Source organism: Brevundimonas sp. 'scallop', assembly GCF_011045535.1.
In the GTDB taxonomy this organism is placed as follows: domain Bacteria; phylum Pseudomonadota; class Alphaproteobacteria; order Caulobacterales; family Caulobacteraceae; genus Brevundimonas; species Brevundimonas vesicularis.
The window spans coordinates 2,775,761-2,791,705 of the sequence record NZ_CP039382.1; the positions used below are offsets into that span (position 1 = coordinate 2,775,761).

At 63.1% G+C, this 15,945-nt stretch carries 17 protein-coding genes and 2 pseudogenes; 9 read left to right on the plus strand and 10 right to left on the minus strand.

The genetic code is table 11. The annotated features are described in order from the left end of the window. Positions 1-2 precede the first annotated feature (2 nt). The 4 genes from E4341_RS13845 to E4341_RS13860 form a co-directional block, all read right to left on the minus strand. Complete coding sequence (locus E4341_RS13845) at positions 3-686, minus strand: hypothetical protein (protein ID WP_165118055.1); 684 nt, start codon at positions 684-686, stop codon at positions 3-5. A gap of 5 nt (positions 687-691) precedes the next feature. Next, the gene (locus E4341_RS13850; RefSeq protein WP_165118057.1) at positions 692-1,339 is read right to left on the minus strand and encodes an MT-A70 family methyltransferase; all 648 of its coding nucleotides are present in this window, start codon (positions 1,337-1,339) and stop codon (positions 692-694) included. Positions 1,340-1,460: 121 nt separating this feature from the next. Then, complete coding sequence (locus tag E4341_RS13855) at positions 1,461-2,258, minus strand: BglII/BstYI family type II restriction endonuclease (protein WP_165118059.1); 798 nt, start codon at positions 2,256-2,258, stop codon at positions 1,461-1,463. A 54-nt stretch (positions 2,259-2,312) separates the two neighbouring features. Then, positions 2,313-3,065: a hypothetical protein gene (locus E4341_RS13860; RefSeq protein WP_165118061.1), complete on the minus strand. Its 753-nt coding sequence runs from the start codon at positions 3,063-3,065 to the stop codon at positions 2,313-2,315. Between the two features lie 164 nt (positions 3,066-3,229). On the opposite strand from E4341_RS13860, the gene E4341_RS13865 reads away from it, so the two are divergent. Together E4341_RS13865 and E4341_RS13870 are read left to right on the plus strand one after the other, a co-directional pair. Next, positions 3,230-3,793 carry a hypothetical protein gene (locus E4341_RS13865; RefSeq protein ID WP_165118063.1) on the plus strand — a complete coding sequence of 188 codons (564 nt, stop codon included), beginning with the start codon at positions 3,230-3,232 and terminating at the stop codon, positions 3,791-3,793. A 276-nt stretch (positions 3,794-4,069) separates the two neighbouring features. Continuing rightward, positions 4,070-5,566 carry a DEAD/DEAH box helicase gene (locus E4341_RS13870; protein WP_370458457.1) on the plus strand — a complete coding sequence of 499 codons (1,497 nt, stop codon included), beginning with the start codon at positions 4,070-4,072 and terminating at the stop codon, positions 5,564-5,566. Positions 5,567-5,676: 110 nt separating this feature from the next. On the opposite strand, the gene E4341_RS13875 is transcribed toward E4341_RS13870, so the two are convergent. Further along, on the minus strand, positions 5,677-7,044 hold the full coding sequence (locus tag E4341_RS13875) for an OmpP1/FadL family transporter (protein WP_165118065.1): 1,368 nt from the start codon (positions 7,042-7,044) through the stop codon (positions 5,677-5,679). A 162-nt stretch (positions 7,045-7,206) separates the two neighbouring features. Beyond that, on the minus strand, positions 7,207-7,974 hold the full coding sequence (locus tag E4341_RS13880; RefSeq protein WP_165118067.1) for a molybdopterin-binding protein: 768 nt from the start codon (positions 7,972-7,974) through the stop codon (positions 7,207-7,209). 97 nt (positions 7,975-8,071) lie between these two features. Here E4341_RS13880 and map point away from each other — a divergent pair, with 97 nt between their 5' ends. The 7 genes and pseudogenes from map (at position 8,072) to E4341_RS13915 (ending at position 12,763) form a co-directional block, all read left to right on the plus strand. After that, positions 8,072-8,890: a type I methionyl aminopeptidase gene (gene map, locus E4341_RS13885; protein ID WP_165118069.1), complete on the plus strand. Its 819-nt coding sequence runs from the start codon at positions 8,072-8,074 to the stop codon at positions 8,888-8,890. A 282-nt stretch (positions 8,891-9,172) separates the two neighbouring features. Continuing rightward, positions 9,173-9,619: pseudogene (locus E4341_RS13890) on the plus strand (hypothetical protein); the annotation flags it as partial. 142 nt (positions 9,620-9,761) lie between these two features. Next, the gene (locus E4341_RS13895) at positions 9,762-10,580 is read left to right on the plus strand and encodes a hypothetical protein (RefSeq protein WP_165118071.1); all 819 of its coding nucleotides are present in this window, start codon (positions 9,762-9,764) and stop codon (positions 10,578-10,580) included. A gap of 152 nt (positions 10,581-10,732) precedes the next feature. After that, positions 10,733-11,503 (plus strand): 3'-5' exonuclease, encoded by a 771-nt coding sequence (locus tag E4341_RS13900; protein ID WP_165118073.1) that lies wholly within the window; start codon positions 10,733-10,735, stop codon positions 11,501-11,503. Next, positions 11,487-11,831, plus strand: coding sequence for an SOS response-associated peptidase family protein (locus tag E4341_RS13905; RefSeq protein WP_165118075.1), 345 nt, complete (start codon positions 11,487-11,489; stop codon positions 11,829-11,831). The genes E4341_RS13900 and E4341_RS13905 overlap by 17 nt, the downstream gene beginning before the upstream one ends. Continuing rightward, positions 11,828-12,100, plus strand: coding sequence for a hypothetical protein (locus tag E4341_RS13910; protein ID WP_165118077.1), 273 nt, complete (start codon positions 11,828-11,830; stop codon positions 12,098-12,100). Before E4341_RS13905 ends, E4341_RS13910 begins: the two co-directional genes overlap by 4 nt. Positions 12,101-12,373: 273 nt before the next feature. Beyond that, the gene (locus E4341_RS13915; protein ID WP_240893577.1) at positions 12,374-12,763 is read left to right on the plus strand and encodes a hypothetical protein; all 390 of its coding nucleotides are present in this window, start codon (positions 12,374-12,376) and stop codon (positions 12,761-12,763) included. On the opposite strand, the gene E4341_RS13920 is transcribed toward E4341_RS13915, so the two are convergent. The 4 genes and pseudogenes from E4341_RS13920 to E4341_RS13935 all read right to left on the minus strand — a co-directional run bounded on the left by E4341_RS13920 (position 12,729) and on the right by E4341_RS13935 (position 15,874). Beyond that, positions 12,729-13,496: an IS6 family transposase gene (locus E4341_RS13920; protein WP_066521070.1), complete on the minus strand. Its 768-nt coding sequence runs from the start codon at positions 13,494-13,496 to the stop codon at positions 12,729-12,731. The two genes, E4341_RS13915 and E4341_RS13920, sit on opposite strands and share 35 nt — an antisense overlap. Positions 13,497-13,557: 61 nt before the next feature. Next, positions 13,558-14,166, minus strand: a pseudogene (gene fghA / locus E4341_RS13925) (S-formylglutathione hydrolase); the annotation flags it as partial. Between the two features lie 147 nt (positions 14,167-14,313). Beyond that, complete coding sequence (locus E4341_RS13930) at positions 14,314-14,712, minus strand: VOC family protein (protein WP_062126553.1); 399 nt, start codon at positions 14,710-14,712, stop codon at positions 14,314-14,316. 52 nt (positions 14,713-14,764) lie between these two features. Then, on the minus strand, positions 14,765-15,874 hold the full coding sequence (locus tag E4341_RS13935; protein WP_017980840.1) for an S-(hydroxymethyl)glutathione dehydrogenase/class III alcohol dehydrogenase: 1,110 nt from the start codon (positions 15,872-15,874) through the stop codon (positions 14,765-14,767). Positions 15,875-15,945: the final 71 nt, after the last annotated feature.

The window sequence follows — 15,945 nt, forward strand, 5'->3', positions numbered from 1 at the left end:
TTTTAAGTCGAGCTTGAACTCTCCTCGGTGCCACTCTCAGACTGAAGTAGCCTCCGCTCCATTTCACTTCGATAGTTATCTTCTACGCCATGCCAAGGGTCATGAATATATGACCAGTCTTTTGATAGGTCAGGAGATACAAGAAAGCGTATTTGTCGCCGCAGCAACGTAGCTGCGAAATCAACTATACCGTCATAGTCCTCAACAAAATCGACCCCGTACAACCCCCAACAATTATTTATAAAAGGATCTATTACGCCAAATATGAATTCTAGCGCTCGCTGTGAAAGATCATGACCGTCGGGATATGTGAAATGTTGGATAGTGTTTCTTAAACGTCCGAAACTACTATACAAATCACGATTAGGAAGATGGATACCAGTGGTTGCCCAAAGACGGTCTGGCAACTCACTGAAATCGTAAGTTCGCCCTTCAGAGAGGAGCCTGCTTTGGCTCAAGCTGGCAATCTCTGACCCCTGCTGCTTAGGTAGATCCCGGAAAATCAACAGAGGATGCTCTTCCGCAATTCTCGCTTTGATGAGAATTTCAGCCGCATGAGCAGCTTGGAGAATGGAGAGTTGAGCCCAGTAAGGATTTTCGAAACTTACGAAGCCAGCGTGCCAGTTTGCATGGCTCAAAGCCCCAAGCCCCAAGCCCCTCATATGCTCAGCAGTACTGCTGGTCACAGTAGCTATTCTGCCGCCACCGCCGAATTATAGGCATATGTCTTCCACGTCGGCGTGTACGTTTCATCCGCTTGATTGCCCCAAACGGCCCACTTCGGCCGCTCGCCCCGCGCGAACAGCTCCAAATACGGCCCAGGGCTGCATGCCTCAATCAGTTCATACTGTTCGTCAGGTTTGCGGCTGTGTTCGCGCTTGCGGGTCTGGATCATGTTGACCTGGCTGCGGCCCGCGTCGAGCGTCCGGGCGTTCTTGCCACGCACACCGAACAGGATCAGCTCGGTCACATTGCGGAAGTAGAAACCGACGCCGCGTCCGTCGGAGCCGCCATCCTTGCGGATCTTGTGCCAGACAAGGTTGGATTTGTACTGGAAGCCCCAAGCCTCCATGACCCGCAATCCCTCGGGCAACAGGGCGTTCGGCACCCACATGTAAAGATGGGCCGTATCCTCCACGACCTCGGACACCGGCAGGTCGCAGATGTCGTCCAGTGTCATGGTCGGATAACGGTTCAGACGCCGATGCTCAGGCGCTACCTTGCCGGTGCGATTTTGAAACTGCCAAGGCGGATCGGCGAGAACGGTCTTGAACTTACGCCCGCTGGTGAAGGCGCGCAGATTCTGAACAGGGTCAGGCAATTCGGCGTCGTAGGCCATTCACTCACTCCGCGCACTAACGAGAATCGTCGCACGACCAACAGAAAGCCTAGGGCCTTACCAATAGAATACCTACACAGGTTCTTCATTTGTTCCAGAAAAAGTTTGCGGACAGCAAACTTCAGTCGATCACGCAGCGTGGCGTGATACCAAAAACCAACACCGGACAGGCGCCGTTACGGCCAGCGTTCAAACGGTAGAGAAGCTTGCCCATCCAGGTGGTGCTGGCTCCGTATTTCGCGCCGACCATGCGCGGTGCCCCCCCTTTGGTGAACTCGGGTTCGCCCTTCTTGGTCAGGGACTGGCCTAGCCCCTTAATGAATTCGGTCATCTCCGGCCCGCCGCGCGTGACGAGCACGCCGACGTCGATGATGCCCGTCTGAGCGAAGGCCGAGAAAGCATACAGGTCACGGTCGAAAGTCTGGTCCTTGCTGTTCCACTCCAGGTCGAAAGCGACCCGGCCCTTCACATAGTCAACCTTGTGCCCGTCTAGATATTTGGAGCGACGGATGGTTTCACGGTGCTTCTCAGTTTTGGGCTTACCGTTTCTCTGAACGCCGATCTGAACACGGGAAATCTTTTCTACGAGCAGGTCGCCGCGAATAATCGTCTCCTGCCATCCCTTCGGTCGCAGAGAAGCCGAAAGCAGTTTGGGGACATCCGATTCATTGCCGCCCGCCGTGCGGATCATCGTTTTAGTGATGACGAACTCGCGCAGCGCGTCGCAGAGCTCAGTGAATTCCTGGGGGTGGCTCTCCGCCAGGATGGTAGCGGCGCTGCGGTAGCTATAGACCTCATACTTCTGGCGAAGCTCCAGCGGGATTTTGGAGTCGACCAGCCATTGGGGATCGCCAGCTTCTGGCGCATCGGCGACCTCGTCCCGCGAAACCTCTTCTTCAAAATCGTCTTCTTCAGCCATGCGGCAGCAAGAGCGAGATTCCGGCAGCGGCGCAACCATCTGCCGTAATCGGCCTCACAACTCATCCAGCGTCTTGTCCCACTCCTCCATCGTGATGGTCCCGCGCGGCTCGCCAACGTAGAGGTCCAGGCCCTTGGAGATGCGGCGGTCCTGTTCGCGTTCGATGACGGGGTCGAGGCCGGCGGCGCGGAGCTGGTCTTCAAGGGCGGCGATGCGGCGGTCCAGCTGGACGCGGCGGGCCAGTTGGGCGTGGCCCCATTCGGTGTTGGCGCGCTCCAGCTTCTGCTTCGCCTGCCAGTATTGGCCGCGCAGTTCCCAGTCGCTCTTGTCGCTGGTGTTCATGGCGAAGCGGTTCTCGGCCTCGGCCTCATTGGTCAGGATGTCGAAGACCAGTTGCAGGGGCGCGTTTTTCACCGTCAGGCGGGCGGCACGGCCGGGGCCGTCGCGGTCGGCCAGTTTGCGATAGGTCTCGGCCAAGGCCGCCAGGGCGCGGGCCTGGGCGAAGTCCTGGGCGTGCAGGGCGCGGCCCGACGCCTGGGCGGCGGCGCGGGCCAGGGCCGCCGGGTCATTCGGGTCGTCGGGCGACAGGTCGGCCGCGTCGTGGGGCGACAGGGGTTGGGGCGCGGGCGTCGCGGCCTCGCGGCGCGGATGGCGGGACCAGCCCTCCTTCGTCGCGCGGGCGCGGATGGAGGCCTCGGTCACGTCGTGGCGAGCGGCGACGGTCTTGGCGTCGAGGCCGGACAGATAGTCCTTTCGGACCTGGGTCCAGACCTCGGGCGGTTTGATCTTGTAGCGGCGTTTTTCCATGCGGACATTATGAGGCCGTCGCTACCCCAGGCCGGGAGAAGGCCGATTTTCGAGGCTAGAGATTTGATTTTCCACATCGCGAGATGTCAGGGGTCACGCGCCAGCTGTGCATGAGGCGCGGGTGCGACCGATGATGACGCAGGGGCGTGTGACACCCCTGTCGCATGAGCCAGGGCATACATCGCAAAATCCGGCCGGACGCCGTCTGGGCCGAGGTCAGGAAGGCGTGGGAGGACGGCGAGACCGCGCGGTCGGTCGCCGCACGCTATGACGTCGGGGTGCCCGCCCTGTGGAAGCGGCGCGAGGCGGAAGGCTGGAAACGGCCTGAGCCGACGTTGGCGCCGATCGAGCCGGCCGAGGGCTGGGACCGGCATATCCAGGCGCGGCGCGACGCCTTCAACGCCCAGCTGGAGGACGCGCGGGCGCTGGCGGAATGTCTGGCGGCGGCGATGACGGACGAGCGGCTGAGCCGGGCGCCGCACTGGCATATTCCGTGGCTGTATCACTGGCGCGCGACGCATCTGGGGCCCGAGGCGACAGCGCGGGACCGGGCGCGGGCGATCGAGACGGGCCAGCCGTGGGCCGAGCGGTTCTGGGAGGAGGACGGCGCGCTGAAGCCGCTGGCGTGGCTGGACCTGGAGATGGCGCGGCTGCATCCCGAGGACTGGCGCGCGGCCATCGGCCTGCCCGACGGACTGCCCGAGGCGGCGACGCAATACGCGCCCTGAGGGGCGCCGCAGTTGACTTATCGGCGATAAGCGCCCATTTGCGCGGCGTCGCACACTCGCGATCTCCGGCGTCTCCAGCGCGTGTGGGTCCCCTTCGGACCTGTCTGTAGAAGCCGCCGGCCCCTCATATCCATTCGCTGCCCGGACACGCGGGGCGGCGCCCGATCCACCCCGCAGGCCTCCTCCCCGAGGCCCCGTCGGGACTGGCGGTGCGCGGCCCGACGGCGTCATGCCATGGCTGAAAGCGCCCTGCCGCTACGCGAAAGACAGACTGCTGTGAGCACCACATTCGAATCCATGGGCCTGAACAAGGCCCTGCTGCAGGCCCTGGCCTCGACCGGCTACACCAAGCCGACCCCGATCCAGGAAAAGGCCATTCCCGACGTCATGGCCGGCAAGGACCTGCTGGGCATCGCCCAGACCGGCACCGGCAAGACCGCCGCCTTCGCCCTGCCGATCCTGCATCGCCTGGCCGAAAACCGCATCGCCCCTAAGCCCCGCACGACCCGCGTGCTGGTCCTGAGCCCCACGCGTGAACTGGCCACCCAGATCGGCGACAGCTTCAAGGCCTATGGCGCCCACCTGGGCTTCCGGGTCGCGGTAATCTTCGGCGGCGTGAAATACGGCGGTCAGGAGCGGGCCCTGCAACAGGGTCTGGACATCCTGGTCGCCGCGCCGGGCCGTCTGCTGGACCACATTCAGCAGAAAAACCTGGATCTGTCCTCGACCGAGATCTTCGTGCTGGACGAGGCCGACCAGATGCTGGACCTGGGCTTCATCAAGCCGATCCGCCAGATCGTCTCGAAGATCCCGGCCAAACGCCAGAACCTGTTCTTCTCGGCGACCATGCCCGGCGAGATCGGCAAGCTGGCGGGCGAACTGCTGAAGGACCCGGTCAAGGTCCAGGTCACGCCGCAGTCGACCACGGTGCAGCGTATCAGCCAGTCGGTCGTCTATATCGAACAGGGCCGCAAACGCGCCCTGCTGACCGAGATGTTCTCGGATCCCGAGTACACGCGCTGCCTGGTCTTCACCAAGACCAAGCACGGCGCCGACAAGGTCGCGGCCTATCTGGAAGCCGGCGGCGTCGAGGCCGGGGCCATCCACGGCAACAAGAGCCAGCCTCAGCGTGAGCGCACCCTGGAAGCCTTCAAGAAGGGCAAGCTGCGCGTCTTGGTCGCCACCGACATCGCCGCGCGCGGCATCGACGTGGACGGCGTCTCGCACGTCGTGAACTTCGAACTGCCGCACGTGCCGGAGAGCTACGTCCACCGCATCGGCCGCACCGCGCGGGCGGGCAAGGACGGCACCGCCGTCAGCTTCGTCGCCGGGGACGAGATGAAGCTGCTGCGCGACATCGAAAAGGTCACGCGCCAGAAGATTCCGGCCATCGACCGCCGTAACGACAAGGCCCTGGGCCAGCTGGACGCCACCATCATGGCCACCGGCGTCGGCAAGAAGGCGACGATGCCGGAACGCGAGGGCGGCGAGCGCAACGAGGGCGGCCAGGGACGGGGCGGTCGCGGCCGTCGCGCGCCGCACCGCGAGGGCGTGCGTCCGGAAGGCGGCGGCCAGCCGCACCGCCAGCGTCGCAACCGCCCGGGCGAGACCCCGGCGGCCCCGCGTCCCGAGCGCGCCTACAACCCCCTGGCCGGCGAGCGCGTCCCCTCGATCAACGACAACGTCAAACCGGCCGAGGGCGAAATGAAGCGCCGCCCCCGTCGCCGCCCGTCGAACGGCGGCAAGGGCTACGGCGGCGCCGCCAAGGGCTGAGCCTGCGGGTCGGGGAGCGTTTGCTCCCCGCCGCCTTCATGTTGAGACAAAAAAACGGCGGCTCCTGCGAAGGAGCCGCCGTTCTCATGTCAGCCGGGGCTGAGCGGAACTTAGAAGTTCCAGGTCGCGCCCAGCGAGAAGCCGACGCCCGAGCCTTGCGCTTCGCCACGCAGGTTCGAGATGACTAGGCCGTTGCCGTAAACGTCGCGCGTGTCGTTGATCGTCGCGGTGTCGATGTCGATGTAGGTCACGGCGCCGTCGAAGGTCATGTTGCCGACCGTCTTGGACAGGCCGGCGGCGTAGAGCCAGCGGTCGCCGTCCGGGATACGGGCGGTGCGGTGATCGTCCGAGGTCGGGGTCGGGTCGTAGCCCAGGCCGGCGCGGAAGGTCATCGAGGGATCGATCTTGTAGTCGAAGCCGATCGCGCCGGTGGTGACGTCGTCATAGTCCTGAACGATGGTCGAACGGCCGTTCGCGCCATAGGTCACGCGGATAGCGTCGAACTCGCTCCAGCCGATCTGGTTGACCTGGGCGTTCAGCGTGAGGCGATCGTTGACGGCGTAGCGGGCCGAGACGGTGGCGTACCAGGGCGTGTTGAAGCTGGCCTGGCCGTCGGCCGAAACGTTCGCCGCAGCCAATGCGCCAGTCAGTCCGGAGATGTTCACCGAGCCTTCCAGTTCGTGCTCGATCTTGGAGCGGTACGACAGACCGAGGTCCAGCTTGCCGAAGTGCATTTGGGCGCCGGCGTTCCATCCGTATTCCCAGCCGTCGCCTTCGAGCTGGTTGCGGCCGTCGGTGGCCGAGGGGATCAGCACCAGCGGAGCAACGCCAGCAACGGTCGGCAGGTTCGGCAGCGCCGAGGACAGGGTCGCCTTGGCATACTGGGCGTCGAAGCCGGCGCCGATGTCCAGCCAGTCGGTGACCGTCATGGCGGCGACCAGGCTGACGTTGGCCGAACGCAGTTCCGACGTCAGGGCGTCGTAGCGGGCGAAGTCGGGCTGCTCGTATTTGGTGGTGAAGTTGTAGGGCGCCTGGACGGCCAGGCCGACGTTGAAGCGGTCGCCGATCGGCATGGAGACGGCGAAGTTCGGCACGATGCCGCTTTCGACGACGTCGTGGACATGCGGGTCGCCAGCCACAACGGTTGAGCCGCTGAGGATGGTGCCGGCCGGGAACGGCGGCGTCGGGGCAGGCAGGTTGTAGCTGAGCGTGGAGCCGCGGTTGTCGACGTCGGAGTCCAAGATCAGGCCGTGCATGCCGACATAGACTTCGCGCTGGGTTCCGGCGATGGCGGCGGGGTTCCACCACAGCGACTGGACGCCCTTGTCGGCGCCGACGCCGGCGTTGGCGCGACCCTGGCCGCGGGTCGATTGTTCCTGGACATAGAAGGAGCCGGCCATGGCCGGGGCGGCGACGCCGGCCAGCAGGGCGGTCGTCAGGGCGATCCCGCCCACGCGGGCGAAGTTCCTGGAGGTCATTTCATACACCTAAGTAAGCGCCGGCCGCATTACGCGCGGTCGATCAGGGGAGGAGCCCTCTCAGCGTTCGCGGCGCGAAAGCGTTGCGGGCAAGGCCCCCATCGGACCGGAAACAGGCGAAACCGTGGCGCCTGAGCCGCACACGATCACGGCTTTGCGAGGTTACGCAGCGGCAACATCGATGCCTAGATTACGCAGTTCTGCGATCAAATCATGCGCCGCCGCATCGACCTGATCGGCGTTGCGGCCACGAATGACCAACTGTGTTCCGATCTCGCCGACGCTGCCATGGCCAAACGGATAGCTGCCGAAGGACAGGTCCCGACGCTGGTTGGCCGCCGCCAGCAGCACATCGGCCACCGCCCCCTCGCCCACGCCGGTGACCTTCAAGGTCTGGACATGAACGATGGCGCCGGTGCGCAGGCGTGGGGCCACGTCTTCCAGCATGGCCTGCATGATCTTGGGCACGCCGGCCATGACGAAGACATTGCCGACCTGGAAGCCGGGCGCATCGGTGACCGGATTGGCGATCAGAACGCCGCCTTCGGGGATGCGCGCCATGCGACGGCGCGCGGCGTTGAACTCGTCGCCATATCGGCGCGACAGGATGGCCATCGCGTCGGGATCTTCAGGCAGGGGCACGCCGAAGGCGGCCGCCACGGCGTCGGCGGTGATGTCGTCATGGGTCGGACCGATGCCGCCGGTGGTGAAGACATAGTCCCAGCGTGAGCGGAGGGCGTCCAACGCCTCGACGATCCGGCCGTGATCGTCGCTGACGACCCGCGCCTCCATCAGGTCGATCCCCAACGCCGCCAGAAACCGGGCGATGGTGTTGGTGTTGGTGTCCTGGGTCCGGCCCGACAGGATTTCGTCGCCGATGACCAGGACGGCGGCGGTCGGGCCGGAACGGTCGGTGTCAGCGTCGGTCATGCGGGAATCCGGGGGCAGGCTTGAGGTTTCATGCTATAACGCCCATCTGCGGCGAACGGATTGCGCCGTATCCCGCCTTTTGCAGACCGATCGCCCCATGTACGAAACGCCCGAACTCGAAACCGACGTCCTGGTCCGCTCCAGCGCCATCCGCATCCATGAGGCGGAAGACTTCGAGGGCATGCGCAAGGCCGGCCGTCTGGTCGCCGAGGCGCTGGACATGATCGCGGCGCATGTGAAGCCGGGCGTCCTGACCAGCACGATCGACGATCTCGTGCGCGAGTTCACCCTGGACAACGGCGGCCTGCCCGCCTGCCTGGGCTACAAGGGCTACGAGAAGACCGTCTGCACTTCGATCAACCACGTCGTTTGCCACGGCATTCCCGGCGACCGGGTGCTGAAGGACGGCGACATCGTCAACATCGACCACACCGTGATCGTGGACGGCTGGCACGGCGATTCCAGCCGCATGTATGCGGTGGGCGAGATCAGTGCGCGGGCCAAGAAGCTGATCGACGTGACCTATCAGTCTCTGGATCTGGGCCTGGAGCAGGTCAAGCCGGGCAACACGTTCGGCGACATCGGCTATGCGATCCAGAAGTTCGTCGAGGCCCAGCGCATGAGCGTGGTGCGCGACTTTTGCGGCCACGGCATCGGCCGCGTCTTCCACGACAGCCCAAACGTCCTGCACTACGGCCGTCGCGGCGAGGGCGCGGTGCTGAAGCCCGGCATGTTCTTCACCGTCGAGCCGATGGTGAACCTGGGCAAGCCGCACGTGAAGGTCCTGTCCGACGGCTGGACCGCCGTGACTCGCGACAAGTCCCTGTCGGCCCAGTGCGAGCACACCATCGGGGTGACGGAGGACGGACTGGAAATCTTCACGGCGTCGCCGGCAGGGCTGTTCCGACCGAACTGACGGCGAGCTTCTTCTTTCGTCATCCTCCGGCAACCCCCGCGAAAGCGGAAGGAGACCGGGGGACCCAGCGGCGCGCGTGAGCGCGAACCTGCCGCGACCCCGGTCTTTCGACGTCTTGCGAACTGATGGATCGCCTTCGGCGCCGCTGGGTCCCCCGGTCTGCGCCGCAAGCGGCTTGCCGGAGGATGACGAAAGAAAAGTGTAGTCGCACACGCTGCACTTGCGCCCATCGCCGGATCGACCGATCCTGCCAAGGTTGCGCATCTGCGAGCCCGACGGCGTATGACCGACGAAACTCTCATCAAGCCCAAACCCCGCCACAGCGGTCATCGCGACCGGCTGCGTGAGCGGGCGGCGAAGGGGGGCCTGGGCGCCCTGCCCGACTATGAGTTGCTGGAACTGCTGCTGTTTCGCAGCGTGCCCTATAAGGACACCAAGCCGCTGGCCAAGGATCTGCTGGCGCGGTTCGGAGGGCTGGAGGGGATCGGGGCGGCCAGCCATGAGGCGATCGAGGATCAGGTGGCGCGGTCGATGGGATACGCCGTCGGCAAGGCGACGCGGGCGGTGGCGCTCGACCTTCAGTTCATCTTCGACGTGACGCGGCGGATCGCGAAGGAGCCGACGGCCAAGCGGCCGGTGATCTCGTCCTGGACAGCGCTCCTGGCCTATGTCCGCGTCGCCTTGCAGCACGAGCCGCGCGAACAGTTTCGCGTCTTGTATCTGGACCGATAGTGTGCGTTTCACAAACCTGCGCACCTGTGGGTGACCATAGATGAAATGGTCGGCCTTGCGGTGGCAAGCAGAGCGTCTGCGGCACTGGAAACACATCGGAATGTTGTAGCCACCAAGCTCGTCCGCTTATGGTCGGCGAATGTTTAAGCCCAACAAAGCCCAACGGCTCGCTCTTGTCGCTGCTGCACTCGTCGTAGGAGCGGGAACAGCGTCGCTTGTTATGAACGATGGTTTCGAGGGCGTGACGTGGATCGGCGGGGTTCTGATAACCGTCTTCCTGTCAGTTTTAGCAATGACTGGGCCGGAGAAGGACAGACCGCCGAATGCTATAAAGACGGCAGATAACCCATCCACGGTGCATAACAACGGAACGACTCCCGAAAGAGCGTGGGTCATCAAAGCTCCGAATAGTGCGGAAGGTATACGCTACGAATATTCGATAATGTCAAAGCTCTTTGGTAAACCTCAAACGGATTGGAAGATTTTAAATCGCAAGCTAATGAAAGCTGGTGATCGAACCGTAGAGCATTTCGTCCTCTCCACAAATACAGGACGGAAGGAGATTTATTTTGATGTCTCTTCATTCATAGGAGAGAACAAAACGATGTCCGACGCTGTTCCAATATCGCTGCACCACCCCGTTTATAATAGATTAGTCACTATAAAATTCTTACCTCGCGCAGCATTTGATCTACAGAACTTCATTGCAGAAATGGACGGCAACCCCAAGCTCAACGAATTCCTTGATGCGATAGATGTTTCGAAAATCCGAGATGGTTTTGCGGCTCGCCGCCGACGCAAAGACCAGAATGAGATCATAATAGACTTGCCCCAAATGACTGCGATAAAGCTGGGGGTTCTGCTTGATTTGATAAGAAAGGACTCTGACGACTTGGAGGTGCAAGATTGGATAGATAACTGCACTGGGGCTATCCGATACGCCCTTAAGGCGGACTGACAAGGAAGCCGTTGGAGGCGCGGTAGTTCGCGGTCTTAAGTTGGACCCAGTGGTGTGCGTATCGCTGAACTCCGAAGTCGCCGGTGTCGGGCTGTTATGGGTGACAAAAGACAGCGATGCGAGAGAATGACACTCTGCAACCGGGAGGTCCTTTGAGCCAGCACACCATCGTCTTCGATCTCGAAACCGTGCCCTGCACCGAGACGCTCGCACGCCTTCACCGGCGCGAAGCCCTCACCGACGTAGAGGCTGTCGAAATCCTCGGCGAGAAGTTCCCAAAGCTGCCCCTCCATAAGGTTGCGGTTCTTGCTGCACTGATAGCGGAGCGCATCGACGGCGTTTGGAAAATCCAGTCGCTGGGCGCTCCCCATATCGGGGACCGAACAGAAGTCGATTTGATCTCCGCGTTCGCCGCCCGCGTGGACAGCCTTCGGCCGACGCTGGTGACGTTCAACGGCAATGGGTTCGATATGCCCGTTCTGCGCTACCGGGCGATGGTCAACGGCATCGCCGCGCCGGGTCTGACCTCCCGACCCTACTTCAAGCGCTACGATCAGGCGCATGTCGATCTGTGCGACGAACTTGCCAGCTTCCAATCCAACGCGAAGGCATCGTTGGACGACCTGTGCAAGATGATGGGCCTTCCGGGGAAACCGGAGGGAATCGACGGCTCGAAGGTCTGGGAGCACGTCCGAGCCGGTCACATTCAAGAGTGCGCCAACTACGGGGAGACCGATGTTGTGAACACCTACCGGGTGTGGCTGCGCTACGAACTTTTCCGAGGCGCAATCACGGAGGAGCAGATGGCTGGAAGCGAGGCTGACCTGTCCGCGTTCATCACGGCCCGGCTCGGTGAGCGCCCGCACCTTGCGTTTCTTGTTGCCCCACCTGCGGAGGGCGAAGGCGATGTGCGGACGCTTTGAGACCACAGGCAAGTTCAGTTGGGCCGAAATCCACACAGCGCTGTCCACCTATGCGCCCGTGACGACAGTCCCTCTGAATTTTGAACCAAATGACGATGTGCGGCCGACGACAAGTCAGGCCACAGCGCGGCTGGGCGAGGACGGCTGGATCGTCGAGAAGATGCGCTGGGGCCTCGTGCCCTTCTGGCGCACAGGGAAACCGCTCAAGGACACCGAGAAGGGCAAAGGCGACGGCTTTAAGCTGACCACCTTTAACGCCCGATCAGAGACCTGTGCGGGGACATCCACCTCACCGGTCGATGGTCGGCTCTGGAGGTTTTGGTGTTGAGGCCGCCGCCTCAATCGGGCGACATCAGCCCCGGCGCGGCCGATGAAATGACGCTTATCGATGATCGCCTCGTCTTCCTGGACGCCGACAAGGCCAGCTGCACTCAGGCGCTGGCCAGGACCTCAGCCAGATCGTTCGCCGATGTCGTCGGCAAGTTGGACGTCGCGTCGCGGATTCTCAGCGGCGAAGGCGGCCTCGTGCACGACATGGTCGCTGACGCTGTAGCGCATCTACCCCGGTTCTTTGCTGATCGCCCAGACATCCCCTGAGATGGGCTTCGCCCGGGCTTGCTCAAGGCGACCGCTGGCGCGGTGATCTCGGGCGTCCCCAGCTTCGCCTTCGGCTGCAGCAGGGGTCCCCTGCCCTTCCATCAGCCTTGACCTTGCCCTCCCGGATTGGTTTTTCGCCGCCCTCGCTCAAAGAGCGATGGCCTGCTCTGACTGGATGGTGGGGATTGTCCGCGTCGGCCGACACCGATGGCCAGTAGTCCGGTGAATATGGGTGCGGAGCGATTCCGGCCGACCTCCGTTGGAGTCCGGATCATGGCTCGCAGAAATCAGGATCTAGCGCTGACGCCCTCGATGCCCGGGACTTTCCTCCCCCTGGCGCATCCGACCCTTGTCGCCCGGCCGCCTAGCGGCGTGGGCTGGATCCACGAGATCAAATTCGACGGCTACCGGTTTCAGCTGAACGTCCAGTCCGGACGGGCTACCTGGTTCACCCGCAACGGCCACGACTGGACCCAGAAGCTGCCCTTGCACTCGGCCGCGGCCGCGATGCTCGAGGACTGCGTGCTGGATGGCGAGCTTTGCGCGCTCGATGATGCTGGCCAGCCGGCTCTGTTGCAAACTGTGATGACGGGCGCAGTTCGTCTCATGGCTGTTCGAGCGGTGCCCATTAGGCTGCTTCAAGTTCCATCCGTTTGCCGATGAGTTGAATGGCTTCGGTGAGGGCGCAAGCGCCGAGGCCGAAGGCACGCTCGACCAGCCGCGCCTCGCCGCAAATGTCGCGGGTGAGATTGAAGGCAGCTGCCTGTCCCTTGCGCAGGGCCCGCATCACCTCGAAGCCTTTGATCGTCGCATACGCCGTCTTCAGTGTCTTGAAACCCCGCACCGGCCGGATCAGCTGCTTCAGCTTGCCATGGTCAGCCTCAACGACGTTGTTCAGATACTTCACCTGGCGATGCTGGGTATCCTTGGGACATTTGCCTTCCGCTTTCAGTTCAGCAATGGCGGCGGTGTAGGTCGGCGCCTTATCGGTATTGATGATCTCGGGTTTCTCCCAGTCCTTCAACCCGCCCAGCGCCTTGCCCAGGAAACGCTTCGCAGCCTTCGTATTCCGCGTTGGCGAGAGATAAAAATCGATCGTGTTCCCGTCCTTGTCGACCGCGCGATACAGATACGTCCAGGCACCACGAACCTTGATATAGGTCTCATCGACCCGCCAACTCGTCGAGGCAGGGCGGCGCCATTGCCAGCGCAGCCGCTTCTCGATCTCCGGGGCGTATCTCTGAACCCAGCGGTAGATCGTGGAATGGTCAACATTCACGCCACGTTCGCCCATCATCTGCTCAAGATCCCGGTAGCTGATGCCATACCGGCAGTACCATCGCACCGCCCAAAGCACGATCTCACCCTCAAAATGCCGCCCTTTGAACCCTGACATCGCGCCACCCTCACTCTCGGCAAGACAGATCACCGAAAATCGGATCAGTTTGCAACAGAGCCAGTTCGATGGCGTCATATTGCTTCCACGCCTCGCGATCGTCACCCAGATAGGCCGTGAAGGCACGCTCGCCCCAAGGCACCTGGCTCGGCGCTACGATCGGCGAGAAGGCCGATACGCTGCGATAGCGTCCGGGGTTGCGCAGGGCGGCAACAAGGGCGCCATGCCCGCCCATGGAATGGCCCGCGATAGCCCGGCGATCATCGGCCGGGAATGTGGCTTCGATCAGCGCCGGCAATTCCTCGACGACATAATCGTACATGCGGTAGTGTGCGGCCCAAGGTTCCTGCGTCGCGTTGACGTAGAAGCCGGCGCCCTGCCCCAGATCATAGCCGGGATCGTCGGCCACGCCTTCGCCTCGCGGGCTGGTGTCCGGCACGACGAGGATGATCCCGTGCTCGGCCGCGAAACGCTGCGCGACAGCCTTGGTGATGAAATTCTGCTCGGTGCAGGTCAGGCCGGACAGCCAATACAGCACCGGCACGCGACCGTCCTTCACCTGGGGAGGCAGATAGACGCCGACCTTCATCGGACAACCGAGGCTGATCGAGTCATGCTGATAGACGTCCTGCCAACCGCCGAAGCTGGCGTGATGTTCGACACGTTCCATTTTTGTTTCCTTGCTTCGACGGTTGGTGGACGGTGTGGCGATAGGAGCCCTTTTGCTGGCTGTTGTGCGGGGGGAAGCGCCGGCGCCTGTTTCAGCGCCGGCGACAGCCAGTCATAGGGTTGCGGGTATCGCCCTCACCTTCCGGCTTCAGATGAAGGTGTACGAGCAGACCTTGTTGCCCGCCGGATCACGCAGATAGGCCGCATAGGCACCCGGCAGATGGCCACGCGGGCCGGGCTGGCCCTCGTCGGTGCCACCGGCCGCGAGGCCGGCCGCGTGGAAAGCGTCCACTTCGGCGGGCGTCGCGGCGGCAAAGCCAACCGTCACGCCGTTGCTGGAGGGCGCTTCGCCATTGCCGGGACGGGCAATGATGAAGGCGGGCTTGTCGCGACCGTACAGCACCCAGCCATTGCCGAAGGGGCCGAGGTTCTTGACGCCCAGGGCGCCCAGAGCGGCGTCATAGAACGCCGACGACTGCTCGACGTCGGCAGCGCCGATGAAGACGTGCGAGAACACGCCGTTGCCGGAGATAACGGGGTCAGCCATGATATTCTTCCTTGAGGTTAGTGTTTGAAACTAAACGGCGTAATCTGTCGGATCAGTAGTGGATCACGGTGCGGATCGACTTGCCTTCGTGCATCAGGTCGAACGCCTCGTTGATCTCATCGAGACCCATGGTGTGGGTGACGAAGGGCGCCAGATCGATCTCGCCCTTCATGGCGTCCTCGACCATGCCGGGAAGCTGGGTGCGCCCCTTGACGCCGCCAAAGGCCGACCCCTTCCAGACGCGGCCCGTGACGAGCTGGAACGGACGGGTGGAGATTTCCTGGCCCGCGCCGGCAACGCCGATGACGATCGACTGGCCCCAGCCACGATGCGCGGATTCCAGCGCGGCCCGCATGACATGGACGTTGCCGATGCACTCGAACGTGTGGTCGATGCCCCATCCGGTCATCTCGATCAGCACTTGCTGGATCGGCTTGTCATAGTCCTTGGGGTTGATGCAGTCGGTCGCGCCGAACTGACGTGCCAGCTCGAACTTCGTCGGGTTGGTGTCGATCGCGATGATGCGGCCTGCCTTGGCCTGACGCGCGCCCTGGATCGCGGCGAGACCGATGCCGCCCAGACCGAACACGGCAACCGAGTCACCCGGCTGCACCTTGGCGGTGTTGTGGACCGCGCCGATGCCGGTGGTGACGCCGCAGCCCAGAAGGCAGACATGCTCGGGGTTCGCTTCCGGGTTGATCTTGGCGAGCGAGACTTCGGCGACGACGGTGTATTCGCTGAACGTCGAGCAGCCCATGTAGTGATAGAGGGGCTGGCCGTTGTAGGAGAAGCGCGTGGTGCCATCAGGCATCAGGCCCTTGCCCTGCGTTTCGCGGACCGCGACGCACAGGTTGGTCTTGCCGGACAGACAGAACTCGCACTTGCCGCACTCGGCGGTGTAGAGCGGAATGACGTGATCGCCCGGCTTGACGCTGGTGACGCCCTCGCCGACCTCGACGACGATGCCCGCGCCCTCGTGACCGAGAACGACCGGGAAAATGCCCTCCGGATCGTTGCCGGACAGCGTGAAAGCGTCGGTGTGGCATACCCCGGTATGCGTGACCTTGATGAGCACTTCGCCTTTCTGGGGCGGTGCGACATCGATCTCGACGATTTCGAGCGGCTTGCCTGCCTCGAAGGCTACGGCGGCGCGAGATTTCATTTTGATTTCCCTCGTTGGTTGAATCGGACCGCCGGTTGTGAAGCCCGGCGAAGCGCGACTCTCGGACAAAC